The 22,642-nt window shown below is 28.3% G+C and carries 17 protein-coding genes and 1 pseudogene; 2 read left to right on the plus strand and 16 right to left on the minus strand.

Annotation, left to right across the window (positions count from 1 at the left end; all coding sequences use genetic code 11):
- Positions 1 to 2: 2 nt before the first annotated feature.
- The 8 genes from H8S10_RS09105 to H8S10_RS09140 all read right to left on the minus strand — a co-directional run bounded on the left by H8S10_RS09105 (position 3) and on the right by H8S10_RS09140 (position 9,423).
- Positions 3 to 959 carry a bifunctional oligoribonuclease/PAP phosphatase NrnA gene (locus H8S10_RS09105; protein ID WP_055262922.1) on the minus strand — a complete coding sequence of 319 codons (957 nt, stop codon included), beginning with the start codon at positions 957 to 959 and terminating at the stop codon, positions 3 to 5.
- 180 nt (positions 960 to 1,139) lie between these two features.
- Positions 1,140 to 2,468: an extracellular solute-binding protein gene (locus H8S10_RS09110; RefSeq protein ID WP_186838642.1), complete on the minus strand. Its 1,329-nt coding sequence runs from the start codon at positions 2,466 to 2,468 to the stop codon at positions 1,140 to 1,142.
- A 179-nt stretch (positions 2,469 to 2,647) separates the two neighbouring features.
- On the minus strand, positions 2,648 to 3,475 hold the full coding sequence (locus H8S10_RS09115; RefSeq protein ID WP_055262918.1) for a carbohydrate ABC transporter permease: 828 nt from the start codon (positions 3,473 to 3,475) through the stop codon (positions 2,648 to 2,650).
- Positions 3,476 to 3,486: 11 nt separating this feature from the next.
- Positions 3,487 to 4,353 (minus strand): sugar ABC transporter permease, encoded by an 867-nt coding sequence (locus H8S10_RS09120; protein WP_055262916.1) that lies wholly within the window; start codon positions 4,351 to 4,353, stop codon positions 3,487 to 3,489.
- Positions 4,347 to 5,390 carry an ABC transporter ATP-binding protein gene (locus tag H8S10_RS09125; protein ID WP_055262914.1) on the minus strand — a complete coding sequence of 348 codons (1,044 nt, stop codon included), beginning with the start codon at positions 5,388 to 5,390 and terminating at the stop codon, positions 4,347 to 4,349. The genes H8S10_RS09120 and H8S10_RS09125 overlap by 7 nt, the downstream gene beginning before the upstream one ends.
- Positions 5,391 to 5,631: 241 nt before the next feature.
- On the minus strand, positions 5,632 to 8,580 hold the full coding sequence (locus H8S10_RS09130; protein WP_186838643.1) for a helicase C-terminal domain-containing protein: 2,949 nt from the start codon (positions 8,578 to 8,580) through the stop codon (positions 5,632 to 5,634).
- A 20-nt stretch (positions 8,581 to 8,600) separates the two neighbouring features.
- Positions 8,601 to 8,750, minus strand: a complete 150-nt coding sequence (locus H8S10_RS09135) for a hypothetical protein (RefSeq protein WP_186838644.1) — start codon at positions 8,748 to 8,750, stop codon at positions 8,601 to 8,603.
- A 43-nt stretch (positions 8,751 to 8,793) separates the two neighbouring features.
- Positions 8,794 to 9,423, minus strand: a complete 630-nt coding sequence (locus H8S10_RS09140; protein ID WP_186838669.1) for a DUF488 domain-containing protein — start codon at positions 9,421 to 9,423, stop codon at positions 8,794 to 8,796.
- Positions 9,424 to 9,657: 234 nt separating this feature from the next.
- Here H8S10_RS09140 and plsY point away from each other — a divergent pair, with 234 nt between their 5' ends.
- Positions 9,658 to 10,248: a glycerol-3-phosphate 1-O-acyltransferase PlsY gene (gene plsY, locus H8S10_RS09145; protein ID WP_055262910.1), complete on the plus strand. Its 591-nt coding sequence runs from the start codon at positions 9,658 to 9,660 to the stop codon at positions 10,246 to 10,248.
- Positions 10,249 to 10,337: 89 nt separating this feature from the next.
- On the plus strand, positions 10,338 to 10,601 hold the full coding sequence (locus tag H8S10_RS09150; protein ID WP_186838645.1) for a DUF1294 domain-containing protein: 264 nt from the start codon (positions 10,338 to 10,340) through the stop codon (positions 10,599 to 10,601).
- Between the two features lie 35 nt (positions 10,602 to 10,636).
- Here H8S10_RS09150 and yjeM read toward each other — a convergent pair whose 3' ends face one another.
- The 8 genes and pseudogenes from yjeM to H8S10_RS09190 form a co-directional block, all read right to left on the minus strand.
- The gene (yjeM, locus tag H8S10_RS09155) at positions 10,637 to 12,154 is read right to left on the minus strand and encodes a glutamate/gamma-aminobutyrate family transporter YjeM (protein ID WP_055262907.1); all 1,518 of its coding nucleotides are present in this window, start codon (positions 12,152 to 12,154) and stop codon (positions 10,637 to 10,639) included.
- Positions 12,155 to 12,373: 219 nt separating this feature from the next.
- Positions 12,374 to 14,398 carry a urocanate hydratase gene (locus H8S10_RS09160; protein ID WP_186838646.1) on the minus strand — a complete coding sequence of 675 codons (2,025 nt, stop codon included), beginning with the start codon at positions 14,396 to 14,398 and terminating at the stop codon, positions 12,374 to 12,376.
- A 16-nt stretch (positions 14,399 to 14,414) separates the two neighbouring features.
- The gene (locus H8S10_RS09165) at positions 14,415 to 15,056 is read right to left on the minus strand and encodes a cyclodeaminase/cyclohydrolase family protein (RefSeq protein WP_186838647.1); all 642 of its coding nucleotides are present in this window, start codon (positions 15,054 to 15,056) and stop codon (positions 14,415 to 14,417) included.
- Positions 15,057 to 15,069: 13 nt separating this feature from the next.
- Complete coding sequence (gene hutI, locus H8S10_RS09170) at positions 15,070 to 16,329, minus strand: imidazolonepropionase (RefSeq protein ID WP_186838648.1); 1,260 nt, start codon at positions 16,327 to 16,329, stop codon at positions 15,070 to 15,072.
- A 1-nt stretch (position 16,330) separates the two neighbouring features.
- Positions 16,331 to 17,029 (minus strand): glutamate formimidoyltransferase, encoded by a 699-nt coding sequence (gene ftcD / locus H8S10_RS09175; protein ID WP_186838649.1) that lies wholly within the window; start codon positions 17,027 to 17,029, stop codon positions 16,331 to 16,333.
- 18 nt (positions 17,030 to 17,047) lie between these two features.
- Positions 17,048 to 18,572, minus strand: a pseudogene (gene hutH, locus H8S10_RS09180) (histidine ammonia-lyase).
- A gap of 141 nt (positions 18,573 to 18,713) precedes the next feature.
- A complete protein-coding gene (locus H8S10_RS09185) occupies positions 18,714 to 19,358 on the minus strand; it encodes a Bax inhibitor-1 family protein (RefSeq protein ID WP_055262895.1) in 645 nt (214 codons plus the stop codon).
- Positions 19,359 to 19,495: 137 nt separating this feature from the next.
- Positions 19,496 to 22,600 (minus strand): DEAD/DEAH box helicase, encoded by a 3,105-nt coding sequence (locus tag H8S10_RS09190; RefSeq protein WP_186838650.1) that lies wholly within the window; start codon positions 22,598 to 22,600, stop codon positions 19,496 to 19,498.
- Positions 22,601 to 22,642: the final 42 nt, after the last annotated feature.

Here is a 22,642-nt window from a genome sequence, read left to right on the forward strand (position 1 = left end):
TTTTATTTATTTAAATATTCTTTGCAATTATCATCAAACTCTTTAATCATTTTATCTGCAATATCAAAATTTGCTATAGAAGCACCAGCAGCTAGCATATGTCCGCCACCGCCAAATTTTGCAGCTATATCATTTACTCTAGGTCCATTTGATCTAAATTCACAGAACACTCCACCATCTGGCTTTTCAACAAAGAACATCCAGTTTATAATTCCTGCTGTATCTTGAAGAGCATTAACCATTCTTACAGCTTTCATTGTTTCAAGCCCAAAGTTAGCTACATCTTCTTTTGGAACCTTTAAATACGCAACTCCATTTTCAGTCTTTTTATAGTTTGAATATATATATCCTAAGAATTTCAATTCTTCTTCTTCTCTTCTATACATATTTGCATAAATCTCTTTTGTTTCTAAGTCAAATGTTATTTCCGATAACTTTTTAAAGATATCTGTAGGATTTTCAACATAAAGGAATCTTCCTGTATCCCCTATAATTCCTGTAAATAAAGCTTTTCTTCCTTGCTTTTCAATCTTAAGTTTATCTTTATTGCTTAAATATAAATCTAAAATCATTTCACAAGTAGATGTATAATTTGTATCTACCCATGTAAGATTTTCAAAAGGTGCATCAAAAGGCTTGTGGTGGTCAATCTTTAAAATATATCCACAGTTATTAAATTCTTGGTTATCTACTCTAGGTGCATTTGCAACATCTAAAATAATTGCAAGTGTATCTTTATCAAGTTCTTCTGATTCATCCATCTTTCCTATGTATTCAAGATTTTTAGAATGTTCCCCAAATAATAATACTTTTTTATCTGGATATGTACATTCAATTATATTTTTAAGAGCATTTTGTGCTCCATATGAATCTGGATCCGGAAACACGTGTCTAAATAATACTATCTTATCAAATTCTTCTATTTTTTCTATAATTTCTTTCATTGGTGCGTATATCATTATTTTCCTCCTATAATTTACGATAATATATATCTGTAAAAAAAATCCCTACATAGCTATATATTATAACTAAGTAGGGACTTTAAATCAATTAATTGTTAGTATCCTCAATATTAACTTTCGTTAATACGCCTATACTCTAATAACTTCAAATTATTAAATTAAATGTTTTATTTCAAACTATTGTCTGCTTATTGAAGTTTCAACTTCTGATAATAAATCTTTAACAAAAGTATCTAAATCAGTAATGTTTCCTGTAACGAATGCTGCATACTTTTCTTCAACTGATGTTCTTGCTGATTGAGCATTGTTAACAGCTGGAGTGTAGTAAGCATATTCTAAAGCTTTTTGAGCTACGTTGTAAATTTGACCATAAAGGTTAGTTTCATCTTCAATTAATGCTTTAACTGAATCTAAATCTTGAGCAGACTTTCTAACTGGTAAGTAACCTGTTGAAGTTGCAAATTTAGCTGTATTTTCAGCGCTAGTTAAGAATTTCATAAATTCATATGAAGCGTATTGTTGTTCAGCTGAAACAGTAGATGTAGCAAATAAAGAAGCACCTTGTTGGATAACAGCTTTGTCTTTACCTTCAAATACTGGAACTTCAACTACACCTATTTCGAAAGCACCATTTGTATTGATATGAGCAAATCCTGCTGAAGAACCTTGGTAAGTTAACATCTTTTGGTTAGAGAATGGAACTGAAAGGAACTTGTCCTCTCCAGCAATTCTAAAGTATCCTTTAGTAGTTTGTTCTTGTAAGAATGGCATAAATTCTCTTACCCATTCATTATCAACATTGATTGTACCATCTAATTCAACAAAGTTCATTCCACCCATTTTTAAAGTTGAAATGTAAGCATTTGAAGAAGAGTCAAATCCAAATCCAGCTATTCCTAATTCATCATAAGCTTTCTTTGAAATTTCAGCTAATTTTTCCATAGTTAAGTTTTCCATGTCAGCCATAGTATAACCTAACTTTTCAAGTAAAGTTTTGTTTACGTATAATACTTCAGTTGATTTAGTCATTGGTAAACCATAAACTTTTCCTTCTTCCCATTGAGATAGCTCTGCAATGAATGCGTCTACGAAATCATTTTTCATATCATCAGCCATACCAACGTTTTCGTCGTTTATGTATGTAGCTAAATCTACTATTTTACCTTCATTTATTAATCCTGTAGCTAAATCAGGATAAACATTTATGATTGCTGGTAATGTATTAGATTGAGAAGCTGCTATAACCTTCTTGTTAAGATCTGCAACACTTCCTTGAGCAACAGCATTTACAGTTATCCCCTTATCGTTTGTAGTATTGAACTCTTCAACGATTTCTTGTAATGTTTCAGCTTGTTTACCAGTCATGTAGTGCCACATTTCTATAGTTACAGGCTCTTGTAGTTCTGTTACTATATCAGCATTTGAAGAAGCTCCTTTAGAACATCCAACGAAAGCTGAAGTAGCAACTGCTGCAGTCATTAATACTGCTAATAGTCTTTTTTTCATTAGTACCACCTCTTGTAAAAATTTTAATTTATATATCAAGAATTCCATTTATCCCATTTTAATGAATAAAAAAAGATTAAAATTTTTTGAGCTAAGAAGTCACCTTGATTAAATCAAGGTTCCTTCATGCTCTAAAACTTTTTTAAATCATTAAATAAAATTATGTTATTCCTAATAAACTATCCTTTAATTCCCCCGATAGAAATACCACTCATTATCTTCTTATGAAGGAAAATATAAACTGCAATTATTGGCATTGTAATTATAGTTGAAGCTGCCATAATTAACTCATATTGATTTCCTGCATCAGATTGGAATGCTGTTAATCCTGTTGCTAACAGTCTCATGTTTTCTTTATTAGTAACTAATAATGGCCATAAGAATGCATTCCATGAATTTATTCCTACTAGTATACAAATTGTAATTATTGAAGGCTTGGCCATTGGAACAACGATTCTCCATAAGAATTTCCAATCACTTGAACCATCAACTTTAGCTGCATAATATAATTGTTTTGGTATCTTTAAGAAGAACTCTCTAAGCATATAGATGTACAGAACGTTTGCCATGTAAGGAACAAATAGTGCTGTATAAGTATCCATAAGACCTAATTGAGATATTGTCTTAAAGTTTGTAACTATTAAAACTTCACCTGGTATCATCATTGAAGCTAAGAAAATTGAGAATATTAAATCTCTTCCCTTAAATTCTAGATGAGAGAAAGCGAAAGCTGATAATATTGCTATTATAACTGTACTAATTATACTTAAAATCGTAACTATAATAGTATTTATAAAATATCTTCCAAATGGAGCCATTGATAATGCTGTGCTGTAATTTTCCCATAATATTTTATTAGGAACCATTGTTGGAGGTGTTTGGATAACCTCAAAACTATCCTTAAAAGATGATGCTATCATCCAGTAAAATGGGAATAAAGTAATTATAGCAAAAGCAACTAATATAAAATACTTTAAAGCTACTTTTATATTTAATTTATTCTTCATGTCCGCACTCCTTAATAATGAACTTTATTACGTGAAATTGTTCTTTGAACAAACGTAACAGTTAAAATTATTATTAATAATACTACTGCTGCAGCAAATGCTAATGGGAAATCTTGGTCCCCATAGAATCTATCAATAATATATCTAACTACTGTAGATACTGCACCATCTAGTGTACGTCCTCCAAATAGAACATAAACTTCTGTATAAACCTTAAATGCTGCTATTAAGCTGATTATATATGTATATACTATCATAGGAGAAACTAATTTAATTGTTATCTTTCTAAATATAGTTCCATCAGTAGCTTGGTCTATTTTAGCTGCTTGATAGTATTGCGGATTAATTGAAGCTATTCCTGTAGTTAAAATTAGTGTATTAAACGCTAAACTCTTCCATACTGCAAAGATTATTAATGCAAGCATTGCATATTTAGGATCATTAAGCCAGTTTACTGGATTAATTCCTACTAACCCTAACAGGTAGTTTATAATACCATACTCACTATTAAATAACCAAGACCATACTACACCAATTGCAACTAAAGAAGTTACGTATGGTAAGAAGTAAATACTTTGGAAAACCCCTCTTACTTTTTCATTTTTTATATTTACTAATGAATTTGCAAGTAATAGTGAAATACCAACAGATAATGCTGGAACTACTGCTGCATAAATACATGTATTAATAAGTGATTGTATAAATCTCTTATCTTGGAATAAGTATCTGTAACTATCAAATCCAAATACAAATCCCGGAGCTTTAGTTTCATCAAAACTTCCTACTATAGTAGTTATAATTGGATAGAAAACAAATACACCTAATATAATTAATGCTGGTAATAAATATATATATCCTTTACGCCCTTTTTTTAGCATTTTGTTACGAACGCCTCACTTTCAGCGTCAAACACATAACTCTTACCAGTTTTAGGTCTAACTATTAATTCTTCACCTTCATTGATATAGAACTCTTTATCAACTAACATCTTATAAGTTCTATCATTATGTTCTAAAGTTAATAATCTTTCTCTACCAAGTATTTCTACTGTCATAACTTTTGTTTTAAGACCTTCTGTAGCAACTTCAAAATCTTCTGCTCTAACACCTAAAGTACCTTTAGACATATCTTTTGGTAGATTGTCTATTTTTAAAGTATCAATAGTGCATTCTCCGTTGTTTATTGTTAGGTCAATGAAGTTCATTTCAGGACTTCCTATGAATGACGCAACAAACTTGTTACAAGGGTTCATATAAATATCACTTGGAGAAGATATTTGTTGTATTGCTCCATCTTTCATTAAAACTATTTCGTCTGAAATACTCATAGCCTCTTCTTGGTCGTGAGTAACGAATATAGCAGTAACCCCTGTTTCTTTTTGAATTCTTCTTATTTCTTGTCTAGTTTCAACTCTTAACTTAGTATCTAAGTTTGAAAGTGGTTCATCTAGTAATAAGATATCTGGATTCTTTGCAATAGCTCTTGCTATAGCAACTCTTTGCTGTTGTCCTCCAGAAAGTTGTGCTGGCTTCTTATCTAATTGATCTTGAATTTTTACTATCTTAGCAACTTCAAGAACTCTTGCTTCAGCCTTAGCCTTGTCCCATTTTAAGTTCTTTAAAGGGAACATTATGTTTTCTCTTACAGTCATATGAGGATATAGTGCATAGTTTTGGAAAACTAAACCTATTCCTAATTTTTCTGGATCTAATCCAGTAACATCTCTGTCTCCAAAGAATATCTTACCACTGTGTGGCTTATGTATTCCTGAAATAGTAAATAATGTTGTTGACTTACCAGATCCTGAAGGTCCTAATAATGAAACAAGCTTACCTTTTGGTATTTGTAATGTTACATCATTAATTGCCTTAAAATCTCCAAACTTTACAACTAGATTTTCTAGTTTTATACCCATTTGTAATTCACCTCATGCCTAATTTTATACAAATATTAATTACTAAATGCAAAAAAGCTTTCGCACATCTAACAGAATACGATAAATTTCGACCTTTTGTCAACGCTTTTTAAGCAAATACAAGATATTGTATTTTTAATATATTTTTATTTTCCAATATAAGTATTATTATCCCACTATTATCCTTTTAAGCTTTAATATTTTGTCATAAATTACAAAAAAGTTGTGAGCATTTTATAGTTCACAACTTTTTATTTTTAATGTCTTGTAATTTTAATTCAATTATCTTTTCATTATTTTTAAACTTTGATATCTCTTTCATGGCATCATTTTCTATACATTCCCAATACAAATTCATCTTAAAAGAAATATCATTAAAACTATCCTTAATTTTACTAATATCTATTTCTTTAATAATGCTATTAAAATTTTCCTCATCCCACCTATTAAAATCAAGAGATATATTATTTACTATTTCTTTGCTCCATTTTTCATTGATACGAGGACCATTTAAATCTCCTTCTAATTTTCTTAAAGTCTCACTATTGGTGCCTCCATCAAGAATTATAAAATATCCATAATCATATATGCTCCTTACTAATCGTCCATATCCCTGTTTAACTTTGATACACACTTTAGGGTAATTGTATCCACTATAATAAATATTCGTATATGCTTTTAAAGCTTTATATAAAGGATCAGTAGGATTTATATTAGGAATTTTATCTATTATTACACAATTTAAAGAATCACCTGGAATGTCTATTCCTTCAAAGAACCCTTTACTACCTAAGATTACAACCTGTCTATTTTTATCTTTTAAATATTGTATAGCCTTTTTATTATCGTATACCTCTAAAGCAGTACCTTTAGCATATTGAATTAATCTATTCATTACACTTTGTCTTCTTAAGTTATTACTAAATAAAACTAGCATATGCCCTTTTATTTTTACAGCTAATTCATAAATGAATTTTGCAGTATTATTAGCAAATATCTCCTCATTCTTATAAGAACCTATGTCTTTTACTGTAAAAATTTTAGTTCTATCTTTTAAATTAAATACTGGCTTTATGAAAAAGGTATTCGCTTCTTGTTGACCTAATATTTTTTTAACTTCATTAAATGAATTATTAATTCTTAAAGTAGCCGAAATAAAAACTGTGCTTTTAACTTCGTTTAACATATTTTCATTAATTAACTTAGCTATGTTTAACGGTATATTCTTTATTATAAAATATCTATATTCCTTATCTATTTCTAACACTTTTGCATAATCTTTTGAAAACTCTAAAAAGTTATCAATTATCTCAAAAGAATCTCTAAGTTTCATAACATAATTACTCAGCACTCTATATTCGTTTCCAGAATCTTTTTCATCTTCATCTAGTATACTTTTTATGTAGTCATCTAAAACTTTATAAAGTCTATAGATACTTAATTTGATATTACTTAATAGTTCTTTAATACTAGATAACGATTTTTTCAATATTTCTTCAGAATTAAAAAATTCATCACTAAAGTTGTACTGTCCATTTTTTAGGCCTAGTCTTCTAAACTCATTTAGTATAAAAGCTAAATTAATTTCTACATCTTTTGATTTATTAATTATGTCATCTGTATCAATATGATTCTTATAGTTATATAATCCATTCAACCTTTTTAATAAAAATATAATAGATGGAGTTGTTTCATTTATTTGCTTTAATAACTCTAAAAACTCAAATGAATTAAATTCTTCCGAAAAGAAATCATATGCTTTTTCCATTAAATTATGAGCCTCATCTATAATTAAATGATTAATTTTTCTTTTTTCTGAATATGGCCAACTAGCTAATAGGGAGTGATTAACAACTGTAATGTTCTCTTTTTGCAATTCATTATATCTATTCTTCAAATAGCATGTAGTTTTACATCTATCTAAATTACAATTTTCACTATCACAATTAATATGTATTTTATATTTATCAATTTTAAAATGATTTAAGGCCCAGAAATTAATATTTTCTAAATCACCACTAATTCCCTCTTCTCCATATCTCTTTAAGAATATAAAAGCAAGCAAACTCATATCATCATTGTCAAATTCTTTAGATTTTTTAAGTCTTTCCATACAAATGTAGTTTCCTTTGCCTTTCATAGCTCCAAAGTTTATTTTATTATATAAATTTAATTTTCTAAGCATATTAGGGATATCTTTGTCAATTAATTGATTCTGCAATTCTTTTGTATCTGTTGAAATTACAAAATTACTATCTTCATAATTTTTATTTTGCTTATTTAAATAAGCTGTAATAATAGCAATTAAAAGATATGCAAATGTCTTTCCACTCCCTGTTGGTGCTTCAATAAATATTCTTTTACTTTTCTCATAGTTATTTCTTATCTGTAAAGAAATAGACTCTTGATCTGCTCTATACTGATATTTAAAATCTCTACCGTTATTCCATATTTCATTATCTCTTAAAAGTTTTTCATATCTTTCATAATCTATATCAATTTTGTTCATTCTTAAAGGTTTAAATAAACGCTCCTTAAATAAAACATAAGGATAATCAATAAAATCAAACATAATTGGTTTTAATAAGTACTCTTCCCATTCCCACGAAGGCCTGTTATTAAACAATTTCTTTATGTCATTATATAAAGCATTAACTTTATTATTCTCTTCTTCTTTTTGCCACAATCTGCACAATAACGAATTAACAATTAACATAGTATGAATTGAATCACTAAGTCCTCGATGTCTTTCCTTTTCTCTTATTGTAGTAATCTCACTTAGAAGATCTTGAATATTGTAAGACTTTCGATTTGGTTCTAATATACATGCTAGTTCCATTGAATCTAACATGTTATTGTTTATATCTGGAAAGTAATATGAGAAAAAAGATTTTTCAAAAGATTTATTATGACAAATTAAAGGCAACTCCTCAATAAACTCTTTCAATATACTCTTGGCTTCTTGTAGTTCATACCCATTATCCAACTCTTCTTTTCTAAGTCCTTCACATAGATGATATATACCTTTAGGAACATCTTTTAGGGGTTTAATCAAAATACTTATTTCACTTTGTATAAAATCCTTAATCTTTATAGCTCCAATCTCAATAATTTCAGAACTAAGAGGATCTAATCCGGTGGTTTCTATATCTAGATACACTACATTATTTAAAACACTTTTATAATTCATAAAAAACCACCTCCTTTATTTTATTTGAATAGTCTTTTAAGTATATCTTTTGCTTCATATTTTAAATTTTTATAAAAGTAATTAGAAAACAACTTGAAATTCTCTGTATTCTCAATTATTACATCACATGCAATAAAAGTTACCATAGCCAAGTCATCCCATTTATTCATATTTTCACTCCCATAGTATATTCATTATACTATATTATGAAAGTTAAATTTTCTTTGTTACATTTAAATTTTCAACTCTAAACCCAATTTCTCTATTTATCTTTCTATAACTGTCTATAAGTTTCTCTTCTCTACTTTTTTCACCGTTTAATAATAAATCCATAGTAATTTGTTCTTCATTAGGATAATATCGTTCTAACAACCTTTCTTCTAAATCTAATTGGGATGAAATAGTTAAATCATCTTCTATATGTTTAACATTAAAACCTCTTTTATATAAATCTCTTCCAACAAGAGCAAATCTATGACAATTAACAGGATCTTGTTTAGCACCTAATAATGCTATAGTATATCCCTTTGCTAAACCGTTCTTTAGTCTTTCAATCCCTTCTATAAAACTTGGTTCATTAATAACCTTTTCAAAATCTGAATATCCTTCCCACGTATAAATTATTTTATTATCTCTTTGTGCAGCAAACTCTCTCCCCATATAAATATATTTAAATCCTAGCTCTTTCAATGTAATGCCTAACGCTTCTTTATTATATTGAGTATTATATTTTGAATAAGGAGTTCCTCTAATATCAACTACTACATCTATTTTAAACTTTTTTAACATTTCAACAAATCTCTCTATAGAATAATTAGAATGTCCTATTGTATAAATATCTATCATAAACTTATCCTTTCTTTAACTAACAAATCTAATCTTTTTATCTTGTTAAAATATAGTCTTAATTTAATTTTTACTATAAATTCTTATATTATTTATAATATCGAGTAGATTTTAAAGTTATAATATTATGTTTCTCTTGCATATTTTCAATATCTAAAATAATATTATATTTATAAAGATATCATATTATTTTATTTTTATTAATATTTAGAATTAACAAAGGAGTTTAACATGCTAGCATTATTAATTATTTTTAGTTATCTTATGGGATCTATACCTAGTGGATACATTATAGTTAAGAAAAAGTTAAATAAAGATGTAAGAGATTATGGAAGTGGAAATATTGGCGCTACTAACGTTGGAAGAGTTGCTGGTAAAAAAATAGGTAAAATAACAGCTATACTAGATATGTTAAAAGCTATTGTCCCTGTCGTTTTAACACAAATACTTTTAGCTAATAATATATTAACAACTAATAAAAGTTTAAGCTTAGGATTAGTTGCATTAGCAGCAATACTTGGACATAACTACACTATTTTCTTAAAATTTAAAGGTGGTAAGGGAGTTGCAACTTCAGCTGCAGCATTTATGTTTATAGTTCCTAAAGCTTTCATAGTTACAGCGATAGTTTTCTTTGGCTTAAAACTTTTTACAAAAATAGTTTCTATTAGATCATTAACTGCTGCAGTAGTTTTATGTACTTCTACATGGCTTTTTGGTTATGATAAATACTTGATTATATCAACATTTATAGCTGCTGCACTTTGTTTTTGGAGACATAGAGCTAATATAAAAAGATTAATAGATGGAACTGAAAAATAATAATACTTTTAAAAATTCTTAAGTTACTTTATACTTAAGAATTTTTCTTTATAACCAGTTATATATAATTATTAGAAGAGGTGAATAATTTGATTAAGTATTTTACTATATATTTTATTATAATAAATTTCGTATCTTTTATATTAATGTACATAGATAAGAGACGCGCTATAAAAAAAGAATGGAGAATAAGTGAACATACACTTATATTGATATCTTTATTAGGAGTTTCAATTGGCTCTCTTATAGGAATGTATACTTTTAGACACAAAACTAAGCACCTAAAATTCAAAGTAGGAATTCCAATAATTCTAGTAATTCAGCTACTTGTAATAGCTAATATAATTAGATAATTTAAACTTTCGTAGTATATAAAAAAGAGCTGCTATTAAGCAACTCTTTTTTTGTCTTTATTTTTTTCTTTTCTTTCAAAATTCGAAATTAATATAAATGCTATCAATCCAAATACTATAGGACCTGCTAATTGGAATATTGTTGAAACGTAGTCTTTAGTTTCAATAGCTGGTTGAATTATTGTGAAGAAGTTTGCAAATCCAACTGTTATTGTAACTATTATCGCCCAAACTGTAGCCATTGTTTTACTCTTGAATATAACAAATGGTTTTTTAATATTATCATTTTTCTTAAAGTAAATAAAAGCTATAGCTAAGAACATAGTTGGGATTGTCATAGACACGTTACCCATAAGTATTAAGTAATCTAAGAATTTATCTGAATTACGTCCTCCAAATGATGCAATTAGTATTATAGCTATAACTGCTATACCTTGAACATACATAGCTTTAACTGGCATTCCATTCTTATCTAATTCAGTCCAGCTTTTTGGCCAAATTCCCTTTGGAGCTCCTTCAATTAATTGCTTTAACGGTGCATAAATTAATGTAAAGAATGCTCCAAGTAATGCTAGGAACATTGCAAGCCCTATATATCTAGCAAACCATGTACCCATTATTTCTATTCCATTCGGTGACAAGCCGAAAACCTTACCTAATTCTACTCCTAAGTTTTTAATAACAACATAAGAAACATTTGCCATTGTAACATTAGGATTATTTAATACTGCATCCCAATTTGTAAAGAATCCAACTGTAAGTATTGCTAAAGAATATCCAACTCCAATAACTATTGCTGAAATCTTAATCCCTTTCGGAAATGTTACTTGAGAGTTTTCAGTTTGGTCAACTAATCCCCCAACTGCTTCTAATCCGCCATAAGCAAAAATAGCGAAAACTAAGAATCCTAACACACCAAGAATTGATCCATATGCTGGATTTGGTGAATGTGTAAATTGTTCTAAAGTTATAGGTTGTGCAAATTTAAATTTGTTTGCACAAAGAACAATAATTGAACCAACAATCAGTACAACATTAGCACTTGTTACAAAAGCTCCTCCAACTGAAGCTACTTTTGAAATACTGTTCATTCCCTTTGATGATAGGAATGTTATTACTATAATAAAACATATTCCTAGAATTCCAAGTGTTTGTGCTGAGTTTAGGCCAAATAATGACCAAGTAGATGTTTTATCTGCACCAAATATTAGGTTTGATAAAGGTACCCATATAGAAGATGATACACTTACCATCCATACTATATAAGAAGAAAACCACATAAATGTCCCAATAAATGCAAATTTACGTCCTACAGAGCTTTCCATCCATGAATATATTCCACCTTTTTCATCTTTGTAAGCAGCACCAAACTCTGCCATCATAAATGCATAAGGAATAAAGAAGGCAATTGCCCCAAAAATATACCATGGAATAGCTGAATATCCCATAAGGTAAAATGCTCTTGGAATATTGTTAAAACCAAATACTGATGTAAAAATCATAAGTATAAGAGCCATTAAAGTTAATTTAGATGTACTTTTTTTACTTCCCATATCTTATCTCCTCTTTTGTTTATTAAAGTGTAATTCCACAGAATTATACTTTAAATTTAATAATAGCAAACTTAATCATTATATTCCATCTGATACATTAGCAAATATCTAATTAATTAACGTTTTCATTAAAATTATTTACTATTATCTTTATCAGAAGTCTATTTTTTATTCATAGTATAGATATCAAAATTTTTACGATAATAATTTTGACAAATTTTAATAATTAAAATGTTTTGTTACAACACTTTCAATAAGTTCATTTGATGATAAAATAGGTAAGGTTATATGATCTTTATTTTTATTATTAATATTATAATCAATGCTAGTAGTTATAGAGTTTTCATTTCTAGCCCAAGCTCTTCTAGCTACACCTCCCATAACATCCCAAAGGATAGCTGAATTTATTACTTCATCCACATAGAAACTACCATCTAAAACTAATCCAAATCCACCATTTATAGCTTTGCCTATACCAACTCCACCACCATTATGAAGAGCTACTAAACTCATACCTCTCGAAGCATTTCCTACATAGCATTGAACAGCCATATCAGCCATAATGTTACTACCATCTTTAATATTAGACGTTTCTCTAAAAGGTGAATCTGTTCCACTAACATCATGATGATCACGGCCTATCATTATTGGACCTATTTCACCATTCCTTATCATTTCATTAAACTTTAAGGCTATGTCTCTACGACCATAAGCATCTTGATATAGAATTCTTGCTTTTGTTCCAACTACCAAATTATTTTTCTGAGCATTTTTTATCCAAACATAATTATCTCTATCTTGTGCTCTCCTATTAGGATTAATACATTCCATTGCTGCCTTATCAGTTTTTATTAAATCCTCTTCTTTTCCACTTAAACATACCCATCTAAAAGGGCCATAACCATAATCAAAAAGTTCAGGTCCCATTATATCTTCTACATAAGAGGGAAAAATAAAGCCATCCTTTTCATCTATTCCATTTTTAGATATTTCTTTAACACCTGCATCAAATATAGCTTTCATAAATGAATTTCCATAATCAAAGAAATATACCCCTCTGTTACATAATTCTTTTATTAATTTGAAATGGTCTTTTAGTGTACAATCAACTAATCTTTCAAACTCTGCTCTTTCTTCTTTTAAAAGTCTAGTTCTCTCTGCAAAATCAATTCCTCTTGGGCAGTATCCACCATCATATACAGCATGACAAGATGTTTGGTCAGATAAAAGGTCTATGTTTTTATTATTTTTCACGACATATTCTAGTAAGTTTACTATATTTCCATGATAAGCTATTGAAATAGGTTCTTTTCTAAATTTATATTCTTCTGCAATCTTAAATACTTCATCTAGATTATTAGATACAATCTTAATCCACCCCTGGTTGTATCTTGTTTCAATTCTTGAATAATCAACTTCTGCAATTATACCAACTGCTCCAGCTATTTCTGCGGCTTTACCTTGAGCTCCACTCATTCCACCTAAACCAGATGATACAAAAATATAACCACTTAAATCTTCATCCTCTTTAATTCCAAGCTTTAATCTTCCTGCATTTAATATGGTATTAAAGGTTCCATGCACTATTCCTTGAGGACCAATATACATCCATCCACCTGCTGTCATTTGTCCATAGTTTGCTACACCTAATTGCATAGCTCTATGCCAATCTTTTAAATTATCGAATTGTCCTATCATAATAGCATTAGTAATTATTACTCTTGGTGCTTCTTTTCTTGATTTAAAGAGACCTACAGGATGACCTGATTCAATAACTAAAGTTTGCTCGTTTGTAAGTTCTTCTAGATATTTTTTAACTAAACAATACTGCATCCAATTCTGAAACACTTGTCCAGTTTCTCCGTAAGTAACAAGTTCATATGGATATAAAGCTATGTCAAAACTTAAATTATTATCTATCATAACTTGAAATGCTTTTCCCTCTATACATTTACCTTTATATTGATCTATAGGCTTACCATAAATCCTTTCCTTCGGCCTAAATCTATATCCATATATCCTTCCTCTAGTAGTAAGCTCTTCTAAAAATTCTGGTGCTATTTCTTCATGCAATTCTTCAGGAATATATCTCAAAGCATTTCTAAGAGCTAACTCTGTTTCTTCTTTTGTCAAATTAAATCCTCTATCAGGGGCTCTTCTTATACCTTCTTTAAATATAGTCTTATCTGGCAATACATTATCTAATTTTATATTCATTGAATTATATATATCTTTATTATTCATAAATCTCAACCTTCCATTAACATTCTAATTCCATTTGCACCTTCTTCAATATATCATCTCTTTTATCTCTACCATTTTTTATAGTTTCATTACATTCATAAATAATTAAAGATACATATTCTCTGTCTTCTATATATTTTGCATTTATCTTTACATTTAGTGCAGCTCCTTCTATAGCTGACTGTAATGATAATGCAGCTACCCCAACATCAGTTATAGCATTTTTATTTCCATATAAACATGCCAAATATATATAATCATATAGCTTATAGCTTTCTCTAAGAGTTTGAAGAGGTATATATAGAGCCTCTTTATAGCTATCTTGAATTTTATTATTTCTAAAGCTAATCTCATCTCCATTAGACTTAGGTAGTTTATAAGCTTTCATAACTTTATTGAAGGCAACAGCATCGTCCTCCATAAGTTTTAAAAATAATCTTGTTATATTACCTATCCTATCTTGTGCTAATAATATTTCACTCTTTACACTTTTATCTAAATTTAAAAACATGCTTTTATTACTTGTAATATCATAAACCATACTTACTAAAGATGATGATAGTGCTGCTAATAATGCCGCTACAGTTCCCCCTCCTGGTGTTGGTTCTGAGGAAGATACATTTTCTAAAAAGTCTTCTATTTTACTATTTGCAAACATTTGTTCATACCCCCTAAAATTTTAACTTTCCACTTTCAACTAATATTTTTCCATTTTTTATAACTTTATCTACTGCATTACTTCCAATATGATATATTAAATATTCTAAACTATTACTATTAAAAACTGTTATATCAGCCCTTTTACCTACTTCTATACTTCCTATTTCTTTTTCTCTATTTATTGCACAAGCAGCGTTTATAGTAACTGCATTTATAATCTCTTCTGGTAATAATCTCATTCCATAGCATGCTAAAGTCATAGTAAATTGTAATGATTCATTAGGTGATGTTCCTGGATTACAATCTGTAGATAATGCTATCTTCACTCCATTATCTATCATCTTCCTAGCGTCAGCATAGTGATTCAGCATTAAATAAAATGATGTAGATGGTAATAAAACTGCAATCACATTATTTTCGCATAAAGATACTATTCCTTTGTCTGATATAGCTACTAAGTGTTCAGCAGAAGTTGCTTTTAACTCACCAGCTAATTCACTTCCCCCTATACTTTCTATTTCATCACCATGAATCTTAGCTTTCAATCCTTTACTTATCCCAGCTTCTAAAATCCTTTTTGATTCTTCTACAGTAAATACTCCTCTCTCACAAAATACATCTATATATTCTGCTAAGTTATTATCTACTATATATGGAATATGATTATTAATTATTTCCTCAATATATTTTTCTCTATTGTATTTATACTCTTCTGGAATAGCATGAGCTCCAAGATAAGTTGATATTATATCTATTGGGTGAGTATCATTTAATTTTTTATTAACTTTTAGTATTTTAACTTCATCTTTAAGATTCAATCCATAGCCTGATTTACTTTCAATAGTTGTTGTACCATGCAAAAGCATATTATTTAATCTAATTTCACTTTCTTTTATTAATTGTTCTAATGATGCATTTCTTGTACTTCTTACTGTACTTAATATACCTCCACCAGCTTTAAGAATATCTATATAGCTTTTATTATTTAACTTTAACTTAAGCTCCTTTTCTCGTGACCCACTATATACTATATGAGTATGACAATCTATTAGACCTGGAGTTACAGTTTTACCATTACAGTCTATAGATACAGCCTCATTATTAAGATATTTTAAATATCCATCTCCCTCACCAATTTCTTTGATATATTCATTTTCTATTACTATATATCCATTAGCAATTATTCCTGCATCTTTCATCTCATCTTTAGTTTTTCCATGACTTCCTCTACAGATAACAAGAGAGCTTATATTTTTTAATATTAAAGACATACTATAGCCTCGTTTCTAATATTTGTTCTTTAGAAAAATTTTCAATTTGGAGATAGTATTCTGCACATTGTATTAATGCAGCCATTGGCACTAATCCAATAACTTCACTACCTATTACATTAACTCCATATCTTTTAGCTTCCATCTTTATCATCTCAAAAGCTCTATATATTGCAGTTTTCTCATAATTAACTAAATTCATAGATACTTGAACTATATTTCTCTCCTTTAGCTCTACTGGCATAGCTTTAACATACCTTAATCCACCACCTATGTGTCTAACAACCTTTGCTATATTTTGAGCTATCTCTATATTATTTGTATCTAAATTAACATTAAAGGCAACCAAAGGTACTCTTGCTCCAATAGCAGCACATCCTAACTTGGCATTCATTACACTAGGTCCATAATCTGGTTTCCATTCTGGATTATTTATTTTTTCAAAAAACCCTTCATATTGCCCTTTTCTAACTGTTGCTAAATTTCTTCTTTCCTCTTTAGTAGCAGCATCTTCATATAAATATATAGGTACTTTATATTTATCCCCTATCTCTTTAGCAACTTTATTAGCTAAGCTTATACATTCTTCCATAGTTACATCATTAACAGGCACAAAGGGAACAACATCTAAAGCTCCCATCCTCGGATGCTCACCATTATGTTTTCTCATATCTATATATTCATATACCTTATCTGCCATATTTAGTATATCTCCTTACTAATATTTTAACTCTACCACTTTTTCAACCTCTCTTAATAGTTCCTCTGATGTTATTAACTCAGTAATTTTTTCTAAATCTTTATACATAATCTTATCTTCTTTTACAAAGTCTACATGTCGCCTTACAATATCATAAGCAACCTTTGTTCCTTTTCCTAATATTAATCCTTCTCTAAAGTCAATAGCTTGACATGCCGCCATAATTTCTGTGGCAATTACCCTCTTTACATTTTCTAATATTTCTCTACTCTTTCTAGCAGCAATTGTTCCCATACTTACATGGTCTTCTTGATTACCTGAAGAGGGAATTGAATCAACTGAGGCTGGATGAGCTAAAACCTTATTCTCTGAAACTAATGAAGCTGCTGCATATTGAGTTATCATAAATCCTGAATTCAATCCTCCATTTTCTATTAAAAATGATGGTAAATCATTCAATTGATTATTAATTAATCTTTCAAGACGTCTTTCAGATATATTAGCTAATTCAGCTAAAGCTATTCCTAAAAAATCAAAACTTAATGCCATAGGTTGTCCATGAAAGTTACCACCTGATATTACATCACTATCTTCTAATATAGTTGGATTATCTGTTACAGAATTCATCTCTATTAAAACTTTTTCTTCTACATAAGATATTGCATCTTTACTTGCTCCATGCACCTGTGGTATGCACCTTAAAGAATAAGCATCTTGTACTCTTAGTTCTCCCTGTCTAGTAATATAAGTACTTCCTTCAGTTAAATTCAAAATATTTTCGGCAGTTTTTAATTGTCCCTTATGAGGTTTTACTTTATGAGCTCTTATATCAAAAGCATCCTTTATGCCTCTTAAAGCTTCTAAAGTTAATGCTGCTGCAATATCACTTACCTTTATTAAATTAATGGCGTCATAAACTGTTAATGCCCCTATTGCTGTCATTACTTGAGTACCATTAATTAATGGCTAACCCTTCTTTGGAAGTTAATTCTACGATATTAACATCTGCTTTTATCATAGCTTCTCTTCCTGACATAATCTCCCCTTTATACTCTGCTTCACCTTCACCTATCATTGGTAAAACCATATGTGATAGTGGAGCTAAATCTCCTGAAGCACCTAAAGAACCTTTTTCAAATATTATTGGATTAATATTCTCATTTACCATCTTTATTAAAGTTTCTAATGTACTAAGTCTTATACCTGAATAACCAATTGATAGAGCATTAGCTCTTAAAACCATAATAGCTCTTACAACATCTGTAGGAAGAGGCCTCCCTGCTCCGCATGCATGTGAAAGTATTAAATTACGTTGTAGCTTTTTGCAATCCTCTGTTGATATAGTCACATTAGCAAACTTTCCAAATCCAGTCGTAATCCCATAGACTACTTTTTTCTCATTTTCAATTTTCTCTACTATAGCTCGTGATTTTTTAACCTTATCTTTAGCAGCATCATCAATCTTCACCTTTCGATTAAATCTAGATATATTAATAAGTTTCTGTAAAGTAAGTTCTTTCCCATTAATTATTATTTCTTCCATATACCTCTCCTTATTATCTTATAGTATTTATAGAAAATTCTGATAATTATATATAATAAAAAGAGAGGATTTGCCTCTCTTTTTACTGTCACTATATTTTAATTTTATATCTTTATCCATTATTTGTAAATAATTTAAATGCTAATTGTCATCACTAATGATAGACATAAATCTTAATAAATCAAGTAATAAATTTAGAAAACTAATAAATATAGAGTATGATAGTTGTACTACCTCACCTTCAGATAGTCTTCCGTATCTACACCTACTTTGTATAGACTTCATTATATAAATAGCGTAAAGCGAGTATATTAAAATTCCAGCAGTAGATAAAAGTAAATCAAATATCCCAAATCTAAAAAAGAAAATATTAATAAACTCTAGTATAATCAATGCAAGAATTCCACCCCAAATTATTGGTGAAAGTTTCATAATCTTTTCTTCTGATGTTCTTAATGCCAAAAAATAAGCAAAAGCAAATACTAATAATACTCCTACAATACATGAAATAAAAATCTCTGGCCCTAATCTTGCAAAATAATAAACATACGTAGAACCAGTAAGAATTCCTAAAATAAATGCATATGTGTACATGCTAGCTTTATTTCTTATAAGTCCACCTCTTTTAGAAAATGCTGAAAATAATACTACTACAAAAAAAGCTATATTTAACATATATCTAAATGTAGCAGGTATAAATTTCACGCCTATTATACCACCGATAACTAAAAATATAAGAGCTATAAAAAAAGTTTTTAATATGGATAAATAGTTTTCCTTAACCATTTTTACTCCTCCTTAATCTTTTAATTAACATTACCACTTTCATATATATTATTCAAATGATATAGGATAATTTTACAAAATATTAATATAATATCCATATTAAATTTCCATTACTTCTTAACCAATACATTTATATATTACTTTTCTATATAAGTTTCAATTAATTCTTGTATCATTTTTTTATTTATAGATGAACTTTTAATATTACTTCCTGATAAAATATCTTGAATCAACTCTTTTTTATCTTCTTGTAAAGTAACTATACTTTCTTCTATAGTTTCTTTAGCAATTAATTTAATTACTTCTACATCTTTTTCTTGTCCTATCCTATGAGCTCTATCACTTGCTTGAGATTCTACAGCAGGATTCCACCAAGGGTCAAAATGTATAACTAAATTTGCTGAAGTTAAATTCAATCCAGTTCCTCCAGCTTTTAAAGATATTAAAAACACTTTCACATCATCACTATTGTTAAAATCATTAACCAATTTCATTCTCTCTTTAGATAAAGTATCACCACTTAATTTGAAAAATTTAATATTATCCTCTTCTAATTCAGCTCCGAACATATCTAAAACAGATGTAAATTGAGAAAAAATTAAAATCTTTCTATCATTTTTTATTGCACTTTTAATTAACTTATGAGCGATTATAAATTTGCCACTATTCCCAATATACTCTGGAAATACCAATGCAGGATGGAGACAAATCTGTCTCAATCTAGTTAAATGAGATAATACTTGAATATTAGAATCTGTTTTAATTTTCTCACGTACGTTATTAAGATAGTTTTTATACATAAATCTTTGATTTTCGTCTAATTCTACTATAATTCTCTTTTCACTTTTACCTGGTAAATCTTTAGCTACTTCTTCCTTTGTTCTCCTCAAAATAAAAGGATTTATTAAGGTCTTAAGCAACATCATGCTCTTTTCATCATCCTTACTAAATTTACTTTCAAATTCTTTTGTAGAATATAAAAATCCTGGCATTACAAAATCAAATATACTCCAAAGTTCTTTTAAGCTGTTTTCAATAGGAGTACCAGTTAAAGCTAATTTAAACCTTGATTTAATCTTTTTTACAGCTTCTGCATTTTGTGATTTATAATTTTTAATATTCTGAGCTTCATCAATAATGCAAATATCAAATTCTTTATCAATAAATTTATCTAAATCATTTTTTAATATTCCATAAGTAGTAATCAGACCATTAAATTTTTTATAATCTTTTAGTACATCATCTCTCTTATCTCCATATACAATTCCTACTTTTAAACTAGGAGCAAACTTTAAAAACTCATCTCTCCAATTAAAGATAAGTGAAGTTGGTACTATAATAAGAAACTTCTCCTTCTTCTTCATTGATAAGAATGCTATTGTTTGTAAGGTCTTACCCAACCCCATATCATCTGCTAAAATTCCACCAAAATCTAATTCATATAAATTATCTATCCACTTAACACCTTCATATTGATATGGCCTTAAAGTTGACATTAGCATTTTACTAATTTTTATTTCTTTAGATTTTAAAGCTTCAAGCTTATCTTCTACAGATTTTAAACTTCCATTGTTATATATAAAGGATAAATCACATTTATTTATAATACCTTGAACTAAAGATGATTTAGATTTATTAATATATGATATACCTTTATCTAAATCTTTCTCTAAATTCAAAAGGTTTATCATATTAAATAGTTCTTTAATCTTATCATCTAATAAATCAATAAAATTATTTTTCTTAGTTTTATAAAAACTCTTATTATTTTTAAATGCTAAATAAGCCTCTTTAAATTCCTCTTGCGTGATATCCTTAATTCCATATGATAATTTTATTGCCCAATCCTCTTCATATACTGTTCCATATAAATCTTTAGAAGTATAAACATTAAATTCATTCAAGTCCTTAGGTATGATTATTTCCCCTGAAGTTAAAAGTTCATTTTCTCTAGAATGTAAAAATGAATAGAGCTTTTCATCATCACCAACAAATTTCATTCTTGCATTATTTTTTATGAATCCATATCTTTCAAAGGTCATTATTACTCTTTCTTCATATTTTAAGTCTCTAATCCATCCTAGTTTAACCTTATTATCCTTTAATACGTTTATTACTTTATCACCATAGATAACCTTGATATCACAAAATATATTGTCTTTTTCTTTATATATAAAATATTTCCCCTTCAAAAACTTTCTCATATAATTTCTTAGATCATCACTTACATTTACCTTCTTAGTAATACTAGAAAGTGTGGAAATTATATTAATAAAATTCTGATTATTTCCTGGAAAATATTTGAAGTTATTTTTCTTCAATTCATTATATATAGGTATAAAAGCCTTAGAAATTTCTTTTTCCAATAAATAAATCTCTCTATTAAATAAAAAAACTCTTTTCTCATTATCTAAAGGAACAGGCAAATTTTTTTCAGACCATAATACAAATTGCCCATTTTCTTCTTTCAAATTAAAAGCTATATCAATAGTACCTTTATTAATTTTAGTTTTATACTCTAGGTATATATCTTTAAATAGTATTTCTTCATTAGGTATTTTACCTAATAGTAGTGGCAATTGCTTTTGCTCGATTTTAATTTTAGCACTACTAGTACTATTATTTAGAATATTTACTTTAATATAATCTAAGTATTTTAAATCACTTTCATTGATTTTATGCTTTAAAGGTGAATACTTGAAAGTATCAGTCAGCTTTATCTCTTTATCATTAAAAACTGAATAAATAAACTCTTTTATATTACTAATTAAATATTTTGATTTATTTCCTACTTTTAGTTCTAAAAAAAATTGATTTAAATTATTTATCTTATGATAGTAAATCTTACTTTCTATATGTAGTATCTCTCTCACATCTTTATTTGGTGAACTTTGCGAGTTTTCCTTACTATCTTTAATCTTACTCTTTAGCGACTCTAAAAATCTTAAAGATGTAGCTGCTATATGTTCACAATAATATGAGTACCCTTGCTCTAAGTAATCTTTATACTTACTGCATGTACATTTATAGCCACATAATCTCTCTTTATTTAAGTCATATTTAAGGTGTGTATTAATAACTTTATTATCATTTTCTAGTTTACCGTATATATGATAAACACCATCTACTTTTTTCCCTTGAATACTTTTAACAGCTTTATTTAATATTAATTCGTTTCCTTTTTTTCTAGTTAATCCACTACAACTTCTTAAAATATTTTCTTCTAAACGTTTATAATTCAATTTAATCACCTAAACTAAAAAAGACTCTTAAAAGAGTCTTTT

The sequence above is a fragment of the Clostridium sp. NSJ-49 genome, from assembly GCF_014287725.1.
Taxonomy (GTDB): Bacteria; Bacillota; Clostridia; order Clostridiales; family Clostridiaceae; genus Clostridium; species Clostridium disporicum_B.